Source organism: Microvirga roseola, from assembly GCF_020866965.1.
Classification (GTDB): Bacteria; Pseudomonadota; Alphaproteobacteria; order Rhizobiales; family Beijerinckiaceae; genus Microvirga; species Microvirga roseola.
Window position 1 is genome coordinate 28,839 of the sequence record NZ_JAJATX010000011.1, and the last position, 14,345, is coordinate 43,183.

16 protein-coding genes and 1 pseudogene are annotated in these 14,345 nt (G+C 65.4%); 12 read left to right on the forward strand and 5 right to left on the reverse strand.

The window, feature by feature from the left end; genetic code table 11:
• Positions 1–156 precede the first annotated feature (156 nt).
• From LG661_RS09290 to LG661_RS09305, 4 genes are all read left to right on the forward strand, one after another.
• Positions 157–1,212 (forward strand): DUF808 domain-containing protein, encoded by a 1,056-nt coding sequence (locus tag LG661_RS09290; RefSeq protein ID WP_230531602.1) that lies wholly within the window; start codon positions 157–159, stop codon positions 1,210–1,212.
• 60 nt (positions 1,213–1,272) lie between these two features.
• Positions 1,273–3,987 (forward strand): excinuclease ABC subunit UvrB, encoded by a 2,715-nt coding sequence (gene uvrB, locus LG661_RS09295; RefSeq protein WP_230531603.1) that lies wholly within the window; start codon positions 1,273–1,275, stop codon positions 3,985–3,987.
• A gap of 192 nt (positions 3,988–4,179) precedes the next feature.
• Positions 4,180–4,914 (forward strand): calcium-binding protein, encoded by a 735-nt coding sequence (locus LG661_RS25060; RefSeq protein ID WP_268995444.1) that lies wholly within the window; start codon positions 4,180–4,182, stop codon positions 4,912–4,914.
• A 91-nt stretch (positions 4,915–5,005) separates the two neighbouring features.
• Positions 5,006–5,887: a helix-turn-helix domain-containing GNAT family N-acetyltransferase gene (locus LG661_RS09305; RefSeq protein ID WP_230531604.1), complete on the forward strand. Its 882-nt coding sequence runs from the start codon at positions 5,006–5,008 to the stop codon at positions 5,885–5,887.
• A gap of 78 nt (positions 5,888–5,965) precedes the next feature.
• On the opposite strand, the gene LG661_RS09310 is transcribed toward LG661_RS09305, so the two are convergent.
• Positions 5,966–6,124 (reverse strand): DUF3309 family protein, encoded by a 159-nt coding sequence (locus LG661_RS09310; RefSeq protein WP_230531605.1) that lies wholly within the window; start codon positions 6,122–6,124, stop codon positions 5,966–5,968.
• A 296-nt stretch (positions 6,125–6,420) separates the two neighbouring features.
• Here LG661_RS09310 and LG661_RS09315 point away from each other — a divergent pair, with 296 nt between their 5' ends.
• Entirely contained in the window at positions 6,421–6,657 is a 237-nt protein-coding gene (locus tag LG661_RS09315) for a NepR family anti-sigma factor (protein WP_230531606.1), read from the forward strand.
• Complete coding sequence (locus LG661_RS09320; protein ID WP_230531607.1) at positions 6,654–7,202, forward strand: sigma-70 family RNA polymerase sigma factor; 549 nt, start codon at positions 6,654–6,656, stop codon at positions 7,200–7,202. The genes LG661_RS09315 and LG661_RS09320 overlap by 4 nt, the downstream gene beginning before the upstream one ends.
• Positions 7,203–7,310: 108 nt before the next feature.
• Here LG661_RS09320 and infA read toward each other — a convergent pair whose 3' ends face one another.
• The 3 genes from infA to LG661_RS09335 all read right to left on the reverse strand — a co-directional run bounded on the left by infA (position 7,311) and on the right by LG661_RS09335 (position 8,348).
• Entirely contained in the window at positions 7,311–7,592 is a 282-nt protein-coding gene (gene infA, locus LG661_RS09325; RefSeq protein ID WP_230531608.1) for a translation initiation factor IF-1, read from the reverse strand.
• A 92-nt stretch (positions 7,593–7,684) separates the two neighbouring features.
• Entirely contained in the window at positions 7,685–7,894 is a 210-nt protein-coding gene (locus LG661_RS09330; RefSeq protein WP_230531609.1) for a cold-shock protein, read from the reverse strand.
• 187 nt (positions 7,895–8,081) lie between these two features.
• Positions 8,082–8,348 carry a hypothetical protein gene (locus LG661_RS09335; RefSeq protein ID WP_230531610.1) on the reverse strand — a complete coding sequence of 89 codons (267 nt, stop codon included), beginning with the start codon at positions 8,346–8,348 and terminating at the stop codon, positions 8,082–8,084.
• A 207-nt stretch (positions 8,349–8,555) separates the two neighbouring features.
• Between LG661_RS09335 and LG661_RS09340 the strand changes: the two genes are divergently transcribed.
• The 5 genes and pseudogenes from LG661_RS09340 (at position 8,556) to LG661_RS09360 (ending at position 13,328) form a co-directional block, all read left to right on the forward strand.
• Positions 8,556–9,455 carry a BON domain-containing protein gene (locus tag LG661_RS09340; protein WP_230531611.1) on the forward strand — a complete coding sequence of 300 codons (900 nt, stop codon included), beginning with the start codon at positions 8,556–8,558 and terminating at the stop codon, positions 9,453–9,455.
• A gap of 182 nt (positions 9,456–9,637) precedes the next feature.
• Positions 9,638–10,024: a hypothetical protein gene (locus LG661_RS09345; protein ID WP_230531612.1), complete on the forward strand. Its 387-nt coding sequence runs from the start codon at positions 9,638–9,640 to the stop codon at positions 10,022–10,024.
• Between the two features lie 98 nt (positions 10,025–10,122).
• A pseudogene (locus LG661_RS09350) lies at positions 10,123–11,705 on the forward strand (class I SAM-dependent methyltransferase).
• Positions 11,706–11,794: 89 nt separating this feature from the next.
• Positions 11,795–12,610: a nucleotidyltransferase family protein gene (locus LG661_RS09355; RefSeq protein ID WP_230531613.1), complete on the forward strand. Its 816-nt coding sequence runs from the start codon at positions 11,795–11,797 to the stop codon at positions 12,608–12,610.
• On the forward strand, positions 12,603–13,328 hold the full coding sequence (locus LG661_RS09360) for a metallophosphoesterase family protein (RefSeq protein WP_230531614.1): 726 nt from the start codon (positions 12,603–12,605) through the stop codon (positions 13,326–13,328). The genes LG661_RS09355 and LG661_RS09360 overlap by 8 nt, the downstream gene beginning before the upstream one ends.
• Positions 13,329–13,356: 28 nt before the next feature.
• On the opposite strand, the gene LG661_RS09365 is transcribed toward LG661_RS09360, so the two are convergent.
• Complete coding sequence (locus LG661_RS09365; RefSeq protein ID WP_230531615.1) at positions 13,357–13,578, reverse strand: hypothetical protein; 222 nt, start codon at positions 13,576–13,578, stop codon at positions 13,357–13,359.
• 134 nt (positions 13,579–13,712) lie between these two features.
• On the opposite strand from LG661_RS09365, the gene LG661_RS09370 reads away from it, so the two are divergent.
• Complete coding sequence (locus LG661_RS09370) at positions 13,713–14,294, forward strand: type 1 glutamine amidotransferase domain-containing protein (RefSeq protein ID WP_230531616.1); 582 nt, start codon at positions 13,713–13,715, stop codon at positions 14,292–14,294.
• The last annotated feature ends 51 nt before the right edge of the window (positions 14,295–14,345 follow it).

Here is a 14,345-nt window from a genome sequence, read left to right on the forward strand (position 1 = left end):
ATCCCCGCTAGGACGTTGAGGTCAGCGGGGCCGTCATGCGCCAGTCGTATGACGGCCGGATGACGGTGGACATAGCACCCAAACCCATCCCCAGACGTTGTCAGGACCGGGAGCAACCCTGTAGCTCTGCACCAGACAAATTCGACGGGAGCACTCATGAGCATCGGCCTGATCGCGTTGCTGGACGACATCGCGGGCCTCGCCAAGGTCGCGGCGGCCTCGCTGGACGACGTGACGGCGCAGGCCGCCAAGGCGGGGGCGAAGGCGGCGGGCGTCGTGATCGACGACGCCGCCGTGACGCCGCGCTACGTGGTCGGCTTCGCCGCCTCGCGGGAACTGCCCATCGTCGGCAAGATCGCGGTGGGCTCGCTCAGGAACAAGCTGCTCTACCTTCTGCCGGCCGCACTTGTGCTGAGCCTCGCCGCCCCCTGGGCGATCACGCCGCTGCTCATGCTCGGCGGGGCCTGTCTCTGCTACGAAGGTTCGGAGAAGGTGTTCGAGGCGCTGTTTCCGCATCATGCCCAGCACCACGAGGCGCAGGTCAGCGCGGCGATCCCGACGGCGCAGAGCGTCGAGGACGAGAAGGTGAGCGGGGCGATCAAGACCGACTTCATCCTCTCCGCCGAGATCATGGCGATCACGCTGGCCACCGTGCCCACGGCGACCTTCTGGATGCAGGCCCTGGTGCTCGCCGTGGTGGGCATCGGCATCACCGCCCTGGTCTATGGCGGCGTGGCGCTGATCGTGAAGGCCGACGATGCGGGCGTCGCCATGGCCGCCAGCAACCGCCCCGTCTCGCGCCTCCTCGGCCGGGCCGCCCCGGGCAGGCCACCCTCCGGCGCCGACCGGACGCTCTCCCCCCTCACGAAGGCCTTCGGGCGCGGATTGGTGAGGGGCATGCCGGTGCTGCTGAAGATCCTCGGCATCGTGGGCACCGCCGCCATGGTCTGGGTCGGCGGCGGCATCATCCTGCACGAGCTGGAGGAATACGGCCTCGGGGGCCTGGCGCACGCCGTCCACGACGCGGCGGAGATTGCGGCCCACGCGGTCCCGGCTCTCGGGGGCACCCTCGAATGGCTGGTCTCCGCGGCAGCCGCGGGCGTCTTCGGCCTCGTCCTCGGAGCCGTCATCATCCTCCTGGCGCACCTCGCCGCAACCCCTCTCACCAAGGCGATGCGGGGCCGGGGCGAGACGCAAAAGCCCACGGCCTGAGAAGGGGAGCGGCAGCGCACAGCCCTTCCATTCCCCGGCCGTTTGTACCATATTCGTTCCATGGCCAAATCACCCAAAAAGCCCAAGCTTTCCACCGGGAAGGCGTCCAAGCCCGAGCTGAAGCCACTGGATCCCTACCTCGCCGACCTCCTCAACCCGGCGGTCAACCGGGAGCGGAAGGCGGCCGAGGGATTCGCCGAACGGGCGCAGGAAAGCTTCATCCACGGCGACGTGGCGGATGTGGACCCGGCGCTCGCCAAGAAGCTGGGCCTCAAGGGTCCCGATGACGGGCCGGACGTGGCGCGGGATCTGGGCGAGGACAGCGCGGTCGACGGCGTCTCCGGCGTCTCGGCCACGGTCGATGCGCTGACGCGGCTGCTCACGGAGGGCGATCCGCGCTTCAAGGACGGCAAGCCCTGGGTGCCGCACCGCCCGCCCCGGCCCGAGAAGTCGGAAGGCGGCATTCCGTTCAGGATCAAGTCCGACTTCCAGCCCGCCGGCGACCAGCCGAACGCGATCCGCGAGCTGGTGGACGGCGTGCGCCGAGCCGAGCGCGACCAGGTGCTGCTCGGCGTGACGGGTTCGGGCAAGACCTTCACCATGGCCAAGGTGATCGAGGAGACGCAGCACCCCGCCCTCATCCTCGCGCCGAACAAGACGCTCGCCGCGCAGCTCTACGGCGAGTTCAAGTCGTTCTTCCCCGACAACGCGGTGGAATATTTCGTCTCGTATTACGACTACTACCAGCCGGAAGCCTATGTGCCGCGCTCGGACACCTTCATCGAGAAGGAGTCCTCGATCAACGAGCAGATCGACCGCATGCGCCACTCGGCGACGCGTGCGCTTTTGGAGCGCGACGACGTGATCATCGTGGCCTCGGTATCGTGCATCTACGGTATCGGCTCGGTCGAGACCTATACCGCCATGACCTTCTCCGTGAAGGTGGGCGAGCGCATCGAGCAGCGCCAGCTCATCGCGGATCTCGTGGCCCTGCAGTACAAGCGCATCCAGAGCGATTTCGCCCGCGGCACCTTTCGCGTGCGCGGCGACGTGATCGAACTCTTCCCGGCCCACTTGGAGGATCGCGCCTGGCGCATCGGCCTCTTCGGCGACGAGATCGAGAGCATCGTCGAGTTCGATCCGCTCACCGGCAAGAAGACCAACGACCTCTCCTTCGTGAAGGTCTACGCCAACTCGCACTACGTGACGCCGCGCCCGACCCTGCAGCAGGCCGTCAAAGGCATTCAGGAAGAGCTGCAGCACCGCCTGCAGGAGCTCATCCGCATGGGCCGCCTGCTGGAGGCGCAGCGCCTCGAACAGCGCACGCAGTTCGACCTCGAGATGATCGAGGCCACGGGCGTGTGCAACGGCATCGAGAACTATTCGCGCTATCTCACCGGCCGCAAGCCCGGCGAGCCGCCGCCGACCCTGTTCGAATACCTTCCCGACAACGCCATCGTCTTCACCGACGAGAGCCACGTGACCGTGCCGCAGATCGGCGGCATGTATCGCGGCGACTTCCGGCGCAAGGCGACGCTCGCCGAATACGGCTTCCGCCTGCCCTCGTGCCTCGACAACCGCCCCCTGCGCTTCGAGGAATGGGATGCCATGCGCCCGCAATCGGTGCACGTATCGGCCACGCCCGCGAAATGGGAGATGGAGCAGACCGGCGGCGTGTTCGTGGAGCAGGTCATCCGCCCCACCGGCCTCGTCGACCCGGTGGTGGAGATCCGCCCGGCGCGCAGCCAGGTGGACGATCTTGTGCACGAGGTGAAGGAACTCGCCGCAAACGGATACCGCGCGCTCGTCACCACGCTGACCAAGCGCATGGCCGAGGACCTCACGGAATACATGCACGAGAACGGCATTCGCGTGCGCTACATGCATTCGGACATCGACACGCTGGAGCGCATCGAGATCATCCGCGATCTTCGCCTCGGCGCCTTCGACGTGCTGATCGGCATCAACCTCCTGCGCGAGGGCCTCGACATTCCGGAATGCGCGCTGGTGGCCATTCTCGATGCGGACAAGGAAGGCTTCCTGCGCTCCGAGACCTCGCTGATCCAGACCATCGGCCGCGCGGCGCGCAACGTGGAAGGCAAGGCCATCCTCTATGCCGACAAGATCACCGGCTCCATGGAGCGCGCGATCGCGGAGACCAACCGCCGCCGCGAGAAGCAGCTCGCCTACAACGCCGAGCACGGCATCACGCCGCAAAGCGTGAAGCGCAACATCGCCGACATCCTGGAGAGCGTCTACGAGCGCGACCACGTCTCCGTCGACAAGGGTCTCGCCGAGAAGACCGTAGGCCACAACCTCAAGGCCGTCATCGCCGACATGGAAAAGCGCATGCGCGAGGCGGCGGCCAACCTCGAATTCGAGGAGGCCGCGCGGCTGCGCGACGAGCTCAAGCGCCTGCAGGCGACGGAGCTCGCCATCAGCGACGATCCGCTCGCCCGCCAGGGCGACGTGGAGAAGGAGGCGGGCAAGTATGGCGGCGCGCGCAAGTACGGCCGCAACGCCAACCTGCCCCCGAAGGGCCTCCCCTCCTCGCCCGACGGCGCCAGCGCCGGGGACGGGGATTCCGAGACCTACGGCCCCCTCGGCAAGGGCCGCTCGGACGAGGGCACCCGCATCCGCAAGCCCGGCCTCGACGAGATGGGCCCCGGCACCGACCGCGAGGTCCCGCTCAACTTCCGCGAACGCCCGGCGGGACGCTCGACACAGGGCTTCGCGGGGCAGAAGCCGAAATACAAGGGACGCAAGGGGCGGTGAGGCAGTTCCTGAGACACCGCGTCTCGGGGCGTAACAGAGCTTTTTCGGCCAATCCCCTCAATTCAGGGAGTATCTGCCGAAAGACCATCGGCGGTAATCGCCAGTCTTTCAGCGCGTGACGCTCACTGATCGGATACTGCCGTGGCCAAACTTACTGCCTATTCCCGGGTTGATACCTCAAAGCATCCCTTCTTGGACTCGGTCACAGCCACCGTCGTGACATTCACCAAGTGGCAGATCAGGACGATCGGGAGAGACCAAACCGTTCTCTATGGAACAGGCATCAAGGCAGAGCCGTGGCAACCGATCACCGGCGGCACCATCAACAGCATAGCGATGCACAAGAACGACAATCTCCTGTGCTCGATCTCGGGCATCTCCGTCTCCGCGCCCAAATACTTTACCTGGAAGCACAAGAGCAATCTTGAGATCCCACAGACCTTCTTCGCTCGCGGCGACACCATGCATGGCAGTTCCTCCGGCGATACGCTCAGCGGCTTCACCGGCAGCGACAGGATCTTCGGCGAGACGGGCTCGGATAAGCTGATTGGCGGCAGCGGGAACGATCTCCTCAATGGCGGCATGGGCAAGGACACCCTCACCGGCGGCAGCGGCGAGGACGGATTCGCGCTCGACATAGAACCGGTGCCGTCGAAGTTCGACCGCATCACGGATTTCACCAGGGGAGAGGATTTGATCCGTCTCCATCGGTCGGCTTTCAAGGAGATTGGCGCCAAGGGCGAACTCGCCAGGAGTGCGTTCTGGTCAGGTACCAAGGCTCACGATAGCACCGACCGCATCGTCTACAACAAGAAGACCGGCGCCCTCCATTTCGACCCGGACGGCTCCGGCCCCTTGAGCAAGGTGACCTTCGCCATACTGGACAAGGGCTTCTCACTGAAGGCAACCGACTTCCTCGTGGTCTGACCGAACCTTCCCCCATCCATCTCCGTCCCAGGCGGGATATCCGCCCGCCTGCCTGCTTGCACCGGAAGGCTTATCTGACTAAAGTCAGAGAATGGATGAGAGCCAAGTCGCGCAGGTTCGGCGGTTCAATCGCGCCGTCACGCAGCATGTGGGGGCGCTGGAGGGGAGCTATCTCCGGCGCGGGCGGCCGCTGGGGCAGGCGCGGCTTCTGCACGAGATCGGGCCGGACGGGATCGAGGTGCGAGCCTTGCGCGAACGCCTGCGGCTCGATTCCGGCTATGTCAGCCGCCTGCTGCGTGCGCTCGAGGCGCAGGGGCTGGTGCGGACCGAGAACCGCACGGGCGACGGGCGGGTCCGGCGGGCGGTGCTGACGGAGAAAGGCCGCGCAGAGCGGGCGACCTACGATGCGCTCTCCGACGAGCTCGCCGCCTCCTTCCTGACGCCCCTCGATCCCGCCCGGCGGGAGCGGCTGGTCGCGGCCATGGCCGAGGTCGAGCGGCTGCTGAAGGCGGGCGCGGTGGAGCTGCGGCTGGAAGCGCCCCAGACCCCTACGGCGCGGTTCTGCCTGGACCGGTATTTCGGGGAACTCGCCCGGCGCTTCGAGACCGGGTTCGATCCGGGCCGGAGCAACTCCGCTACGGATGCGGAGATGACGCCGCCCGCCGGATACTTCGTCGTCGCCTGGCTCGACGGGGAGCCGGTGGGGTGCGGGGCGCTGAAGGTGGGCGACGGGATCACGGGCGAGGTCAAGCGGATGTGGATCGCCCCCTCCGCCCGGGGCCTCGGGATCGCCTCACGGGTGCTGGAATGGCTCGAAACCCAGGCGCGGGAGACGGGTTTGAGGCGCCTGCGCCTGGAAACCAACCGGACCCTGACCGAGGCCCAGGCCCTCTACCACCGCAAAGGCTACCAGGAGGTCGCGCCCTTCAACGCGGAGCCTTATGCGCATCACTGGTTTGAGAAGAGATTGTGAGGGTTGATGAGCCCCGAAGCGTTGAGCGCCCCCTCCTAAGGGCCACTTACACCTCCTGTCTCGTCTAAGCCATAGCCCTCACAACCGCCCCATCAGCAGCAGGATCAGCAGGATCATGAGGACGAGGCCGATGAGGCCGCTGGGGCCGTAGCCCCAGCTGCGGCTGTAGGGCCAGGCGGGGACGGCTCCGATGAGGGGCAGGATCACGATGATGAGGAGAATGGTGCTGATCGCCATGGGTCTGTCGTGCGGTCCCCGCCTCCGTGGCCGCGCGTGACGCGCAGCTCCCGGGCCTCCGGGACCAACTGCCTTTCCTTTTGAAAACTCAACCTGCGCCAACAACCGTAGCCGTCAGGATTAAGTTCCCGTCCGGGCCGTCGGGGGGCCGGTGCGATCCCGCACGAGCCTGTGGAAGCTTCGCCGGAGGCGCGGAACGAAGATCACGGCTTGGCGTTGGTCCTTCGGCGATTGGGCGCCGCCATGAGCGCGACCCCACTGCACGGTCGCGACATCCCATGGACCTGGAAGACCCAATGAAAACGAAGCACCCGAGACCTATGCCCCACCACGATCCAGAGCCCATTCCGGGCCTCAGAAAGTCATCCTCCCCGGCGCTCAGCCGCTCGGTCCAGGCGCAGATCGGCCAGCGCCTGCGGCAGTTCTATGAATCGCTGGCGCTCGGCGAGCAGCCGGTCCCGGACCGGTTCATCGAGATTATCAACCGCCTCAACGACGACGGAAACGGAAAGCCGGAGAAGCAGCAATCATGAGCATCGACACCGACCTTCGCGATTCCATGCTCAAGGCCACGCCGAACCTGCGCGCCTTCGCCATTTCGCTGACCAACAACGTGGACCGGGCGGACGATCTCGTGCAGGAGACGCTGATGCGCGCGATTGCCAATATCGAGCGCTTTCAGCCCGGCACCAACATGCAGGCCTGGCTCTTCACCATCCTGCGCAACCTCTTCCATTCGGAATACCGCAAGCGCCGCCGCGAGGTGGAGGATGCGGACGGGAAATACGCGGCGACCCTCTCGGTCCAGCCCGATCAGATGCCGCATCTCGATTTCGAGGACCTGCAGAAGGCGCTGGCGCGCCTGCCCCACGACCAGCGCGAGGCGCTGCTGCTGGTGGGTGCCTCGGGCTTCTCCTACGAGCAGGCGGCGGAAATCTGCGGCTGCGCGGTGGGCACCATCAAGAGCCGCGTGAACCGGGCGCGCAACCGCCTGGCCGAGCTCATGCATTTCGAGGATATGGACGAGGATATCGGCCCGGACCGGGTCACGCTCTCGATCATGCACGCTGTGGCGTGACACGGGCCCGGCCGAGACCGGCCGGGTGCCCCCAAATCGAAAAGGGCCTCCGCGAGGCCCTGCACCGAAGCGATCCGCTCATCCACGAACAGCGGGTCGCTCAATTTATCAGCGACGGCGGAACTGCTGATTGCCGCGCTGCGGAGGCCGGGGACCGGAGCCCGCGCCGGAATCCTTGTGGCGGAAGATCAGGCGTCCTTTTTCGAGGTCGTAAGGAGACATCTCCACGGTGACGCGGTCGCCGGCGAGCGTTTTGATGCGGTTCTTCTTCATCTTGCCGGCAGTGTAGGCAATGACCTCATGGCCATTGTCGAGCTGCACGCGGTAGCGCGCATCGGGCAGAATTTCGGTCACCAGACCTTCGAAAGTGATCAGTTCTTCCTTTGCCATGCAAAGCCTTTCCCATAACAAAAAAGCCGCCCCTCAAGCGGAACGGCCGATAGACAAGAGGACGTGCCAGGCACGTCCTCTTGTATCAAACCTTACGCATTCTGCAGGTTGACTGCAGAAGTGCGGCCGGTGCGCTGATCGGTCTGAAGCTCGTAGGAGATCTTCTGACCTTCGCGCAGGCCGCGCATGCCGGCACGCTCAAGAGCGGTGGCGTGGACGAAGATGTCCTTGCCACCGTTGTCGGGCTGGATGAAACCATAACCCTTGGTTTCATTGTACCACTTCACGGTTCCCTGTTCCATGGGAAATCCTTTCACTGTCGTTTGCACGTGGGCGGGGCCGAAGCAATCGCCCGTTAGTCGATATTGGTAGAGAGAGAACGTGCGCCCGGCAGTGCCAAAGCGGGTAGCCCAGTCGTCCGGCCAAATGTCGATGAGGGATAGGTAGGGTATGGATGGGGCAAATGCAAGGCGCGGAGCCTTAAGCCTCTTAGGCTAACCCTCTCGCGTTGCGGATGCCGTCGATGACCGCCTGGAGGGCCTCCTCGCCCTTGTTGGTGAAGACGATCTCCTGCCCGTCGGCCTGGATGAGGCCCCGCTCGCGCAGCTCCGCAACGGCCTTGTCGCTGGCCTTGTGGCCCACCCCGTCGCGCTGCACGACGCTGCGCACGGCCTGGCCGCTGGTCAGCTGGTGATAGGCCGCGAAGGCGAAGACCGCCAGCGCCTCGTCGCTCAGGTCGGAAAGGGCTTTCGTCATCGGCGTCTCTCGCTCCGGCTGTCCGCTCATGGGTCTCAAGGCTCTAATGCGGGCGCCCGAAACCCGTTCGAGCGTGGCCATGGAAAAAGCAGCGACGCTGCAAGTCCGACGGCTTCGGAGGAACAGTCCTCCGCAGGTTCTCGTTTCGCTGACGCAGGGCCGCGCAAGGCATGCGGCCCCATTCTCCAGACCACGAGGAGCGCTCCCATGGCCGATGACCGCTACCGCACCGATCGGGATCACTACCGCGACCGCGACGAGGACGGCTACATCGCCCGCCGAGGCTTCGGCAACCGGACATCCGGCTACGACCGCGGCTCGGACCGGCGCTACGGCGGCGAGGGCCGCTCTGGCGAGGATGACCGCTACGTCATGGATCGCGGCTCGGATTACGGCCGCCGCCGCGAGCGCGATTTCGGCGATTCCGCCGGCTACGGCACCGGCGGCTCCACCCGCGACTGGCGCGACGTGGTGGGCGAGGACCCCGACCGCGGCGCCGACTGGGGCTATCCGCGTCCCGGCTGGTCTTCTTACGACCGCAGCCGCGAGCAGGGCAGCTACGGCTCCGACCGCGACCGGGACCGCTACGAGACCGGCTATTTCGGCCGCGGCTCGCGCGATTACAGCGAGGAGGACCGGGGCTTCTTCGAGCGCGCCGGCGACGAGCTGCGGGCCTGGCTCGGCGATCCCCGCGCGGAGCGCCGCCGCGAGCAGGACATGCAGGTCGGCGAGTTCCGCCATCGCGGGCGGGGACCGAAGGGCTATCAGCGCTCCGACGAGCGCATCCAGGAGGACGTGAACGACCGCCTGACCGACGATCCCCATCTCGACGCCTCCGAGATCGAGGTGAGCGTGTCGAACCGGGAGGTGACGCTCAACGGCACCGTCAACAGCCGCTTCGAGAAGCGGCACGCGGAAGACCTGGCGGATTCCGTCTCCGGCGTGACCCATGTGCAGAACAACCTGCGCATCCAGCAGCCGGCGGATGCGGGCATCGCGGGCTCCGCGATGTCCGGCGCGGGCGCTGCGGGCGCGGGCACCACGGAGACGCCGGATCTCGGCACCCGGACCACCCGCCGGCGCACGAGCAGCACGTCGGGCACCTGACCCCTGCGGCGCCCGGGGCGCTTCCCTAGGGAGCGCCCCGGGACTTTTCCCCTGAAAAGCCGCCGCCGCCCGTTGCCCTGCGCAGCCTCCCCTTGGGTCGGGGGCGCAGGTGTCCTATCAAACCCTCGCCTTTCCCTCGCCGCGCGGGACCCCATATGTGGCGGGAAGGATTGAGGACGACTATGGCAGGAATTTCCGTCACCCTCGAAGGCGACAACATTCAGCTCGCATTCCAGAAGGGCGAGCAATCGACGGCGGTGGTCATGGATCCCCACGCCGCCCGGTCGCTCGTGAAGGCGTTGAGTCAGCTCCTGACGGCCATCGGCGAAAGCACCGACCAGACCGCGGCTGAAGGCGAGGAGTTCCAGGAGGAGATGCTGGACGTGACCTCGTCCACCATCGACGTCGGCATGGACGAGAACGGCATGGCCGTGGTCGCGCTGCAGGCTGGCATGTATCCCCCCTTCATGCTGCGCCTGAAGGACGACGAGGCGCGCCATATCGCCAACAGCCTGCTGGAGATCCTGAGCAGCCCGAGGGACGTGCGGACCTCGGCCGGCGGCCATTGAGGGGCTGCGGCCCCGCGCCCCTTTGATTCTTTATAACGTTTTGCTATACATGATCCGCCCGATGCCGGAGGCATTCCGGGGCAGGACTGGGGATTGCCATGGCCGAATGGTCGTCGGGCTACGTCGTCGAGGTGGATTACACGCACGGCTTCTACCAGGAGCTGACGCCGAGCCTTCTCTCCTTCGGCGCGCTGCTGCAGAACGTGCGGGCTCCGGGGCTTCAGACCGAGCCGCTCGCCTATTGCGAGCTCGGATGCGGCCAGGGCTTCTCCACGAACCTCCTGGCGGCGGCAAACCCGCACATCCAGTTCTACGCCACCGACTTCAATCCCAGCCACATCGCTGGAGCGCAGGCGCTGGCGCAGGCTGCGCGCCTTCGGAACGTGCATTTCTCCGACGACAGCTCTGCGGACTATCTCGAGCGCAAGGATCTTCCCGATTTCGACTTCGTGTGCCTGCACGGGATCTACAGCTGGATCTCATCGGAAAATCGCCGCACCATCGTCGACTTCATCACCCGCAAGCTGAAGCCGGGCGGCATCGTCTACATCTCCTACAACGCAATGCCCGGCTGGGCCTCCGTCATGCCGCTGCGGCGCATACTGCTGGAGCATGTCGCCGCGCAGGGCACGTCGAAACCCCTTCTCTCGCGCATTCCGGCAGCGCTCGATTTCGCGGCGCAACTAGGCCATGTGGATGCGCGCTATTTCGCCAGCAACCCGAAGGTGGCCGCGCGGCTCGAGGGCCTCAGGACCAAGAACCGCAACTACATCGCCCACGAATACTTCAACGTGGAATCGCTGCCCTTCTATTTCCCCGACCTGGCGCAGGAACTCTCGGAGGCCAAGCTCACCTGGGTTCGGCCCATGCGATGGAGACGCTCGACACGATCAACCTGACCCAGGACCAGAGAAAGCTCCTCTCGGAGATCGACAACGTCGCCCTGAGGCAGATGGTGCGCGACCACATCGTGGATCAGCAGTTCAGGCGGGATATCTTCGCCAAGGGCCCGATGCCGCTCGCAAAGGGCGCCGTTCAGGACGCCTGGCTCAAGACGCGCTTCGTCCTTACCCGCAAGGCCGCCGACGTGCCGCGGCAGGTTCAGGGAATGCGCTACAAGGTCAATCTCCAGCCCGAGATCTATGACCCGGTCATTGCGGCCATGAGCCGTGGCCCGCGTAAGCTTCGCGACATGATGGGCGATCCCGCTCTCGCCAAGCTCGGCCTGGGCCGGGTGATGCAGGCGCTCACCTTCCTGATGGCGCAGGGCACGTGCCAGCCCTGCCTGCCGGAGAGCGGTTTTGCGGAACGCAAGCTCCAGACGGATCTCTTCAACCGCGCCGTCGCGGAGCATGCCCGCCATGAGCAGAAGTTCTCGCATTTCGCGTCGCCGGTCACGGGCGGCGGCATCGCCGCCGATCGGATCAGCCAGTTGATCTGGCTCGCCCGCCACGACCAGGAGCAGGACGGGGCGCGCTTCGTCTGGAACGCCCTGTCGAAAGCGGGACAAAGAATGATGAAGGACGGCAAGCCTTTGACGACGGAGGCGGAGAACCTCGCCGAAATCCGCCGGCGCATCGAAAGCTTCGAGGCGGATGCGCTGCCGCTCTGGACCTCCCTTAGCCTCGGCTTCGGCGCGCCCTCCGCCAGCACACCGGCGAAACGGCCGATGCGGGTTTAGAAGCGTCAAGCTGAGCCGCTGCGGAACTTCACCACCGCCATTCGGTTGTCGAACGCGGGCCATGGCTGGCCACGCTTCGGACAAGGTCGATGGCTGCTCACGATCCAGAATTCACCTCCTCCGCCTATGCCAGCGCGCCGAACATGGACGCCAAGGCCGAGCCGACGCTCAAGTACCCGGAGTCCGAGGCGTTCTATGCCGAGGCCTTGCGGGAACTGAACCAGCTCGGGCTTCCCTTCCTGCTGGCCGGCACCTACGCCATCTCGGCCTATACGGGCATCACGCGCCCGACGAAGGATCTCGACATCTTCTGCAAGGCCGGCGACTACACGCGGGTCCTGTCGCACTTCAAGAACATCGGCTACTCGGTGGAGATCGAGGACGACCGCTGGCTCGGCAAGGTCTTCAAGGGCCAATACTTCTTCGACGTGATCTTCGCATCCTCGAACGGCACGATGCCGATCGGCGACCCGTGGTTCGAGGATTCCCGGCAGATCGAGGTTTTCGGCACGCCCGTGCATATCGTCGGACCGACGGAACTCGTCTGGTCGAAATGCTTCATCCAGCTGCGCCATCGCTATGACGGCGCCGACGTAGCGCACACGATTCTCAAGGCGCATGACCAGATCGACTGGCATCGCCTGCTGGCCTACATGGAAGTGCATTGGGAGGTGCTGCTCATGCACCTGCTCAACTTCCGCTGGATCTATCCTTCCGAGAGAAACAAGGTTCCGCACTGGATCATGGAGGAGCTGCTCGACCGCCTCTCGAAGCAGCTCAGCCTGCCGCCGCCGCAGATGAAGGTCTGCCGCGGGCGCATGTTCTCCCGAGTGGATTACGAAATCGATGTGAAGGAGTGGGGCTTCGCCGATGTGGGCGGAGAGGGTGAATGGCGGAATGACTGACGAAACGACGAAACCCATGAGGGTCGCCGCAATGGCGGACCTCCACGTTCGGGAGGACAACGGAACGTCCTATCGCGATCTGTTCGCAGAGATTTCCAAGGAAGCGGATGTCCTGGTGCTGGCGGGCGATCTGACGGATCTCGGAAAGCCGAAGGAAGCGGAGCTCCTGGCGCAGGACATCAAGGCCTGCTCGATCCCGATTATCGGCGTGCTCGGCAATCACGACTACGAATGCGGTTGCGCGGAGGAGGTGATGCATATCCTGCGCGGCGCGGGCATGAAGGTGCTCGACGGCCAGTCCGTCGAGATCGACGGGGTCGGTTTCGTCGGCGTGAAGGGATTTGCAGGCGGCTTCGGTCGGCGCATGCTCGGTTCCTTCGGCGAGCCTGCCATGAAGCAGTTCGTCAGCGAGACCATGAACGAAGCGCTGCGGCTTGAGAACGCCATGCGTCAGGTGCGGTCCAAGCGCTCCGTCGTCATCCTGCATTATGCGCCGGTAGTCGACACCATCGAGAGCGAGCCGCTGGAGATCTATCCCTTTCTCGGATCGTCGCGCCTGGCGGAAACCATCGACCGCTTCCAGGTCAGCGCCATCGTGCATGGCCACGCCCATCGCGGCCGTTTCGAGGGCCGCACGCCCGGCGGGCAGCCGGTCTACAACGTCGCCCACCACATCGAGAAGCCGACAGGCAAGCCCTACGCCATTCTGGAAATTTGAGCCGGCCGCTGTCGCGCGAACGGCCCGGTCAGTAGCGCGTGCCCGGATCGGTCGGATTGCCCGGCAGGTAATCGGGCTCGGAGCCCGGTCCCTTGGGATCGGTGATCCCCGGATCGTTGACCGGATAGGGTGTGCGCGGCCCGGTTGGGCCGATATCCGGCTTCTCGTCGGGGGCCCGGCCCGGCGGCACTTCACTGGGGACGTTACCACCCGGCAGCGGCTCATTCGTCGGCTGTCCAGGATTGACCATACCTCTTCCTCATCCGTTGTTCCGTTCGAGGGTCAACAGGCCCATGCGGACGGGGTTCCGGCGACGGAAGGTCCCGGAACCCGCTGCCTTCCCGCCCGTTCCCGTGTCTGTCCCCAACGACAATGGAGAGCGCCATGCCTGATATCGCACAGGCCAAGATCCTCATCATGGCCACGGACGGCTTCGAGCAATCGGAGCTGATGGTTCCGCTGAAGAAACTCAAGGATGCCGGCGCGATGGTTCATGTCGCTGCGCCGCAATCGCGTCTGTCATCCGGCGAGATCCGCGGCTGGGACGAGAAGGACTGGGGCCAGTCGGTTCCGGTCGACAAGGACATCGAGACTGTCGATCCGGCGGACTACGATGCGCTCGTGCTCCCCGGCGGGCAGATCAATCCGGACAAGCTGCGGGTCGAGAAGAAGGCCGTCGAGATCCTCAGAACCTTCTACTCCTCGGGCAAGGTGGTGGCTGCCATCTGCCACGCGCCCTGGCTTCTGGTGGAGGCAGGCCTGATCAAGGGCAAGAGCTGCACCTCGTATCACTCGATCAAGACCGACGTGATCAATGCGGGCGGCCAATGGCGAGATGAGACGGTGATGGTGGACCAGGGCCTCATCACCAGCCGCAATCCCGGCGACCTGGATGCGTTCGTGAGCAAGATCGTCGAGGAGGTTCGCGAGGGCTCCCACGCCAATCGACGGCAGGCGGCTGAGTAACGGCCTCGTTCACCCGATAAAAAAGCGGCCGGTTTTCACCGGCCGCGTTGG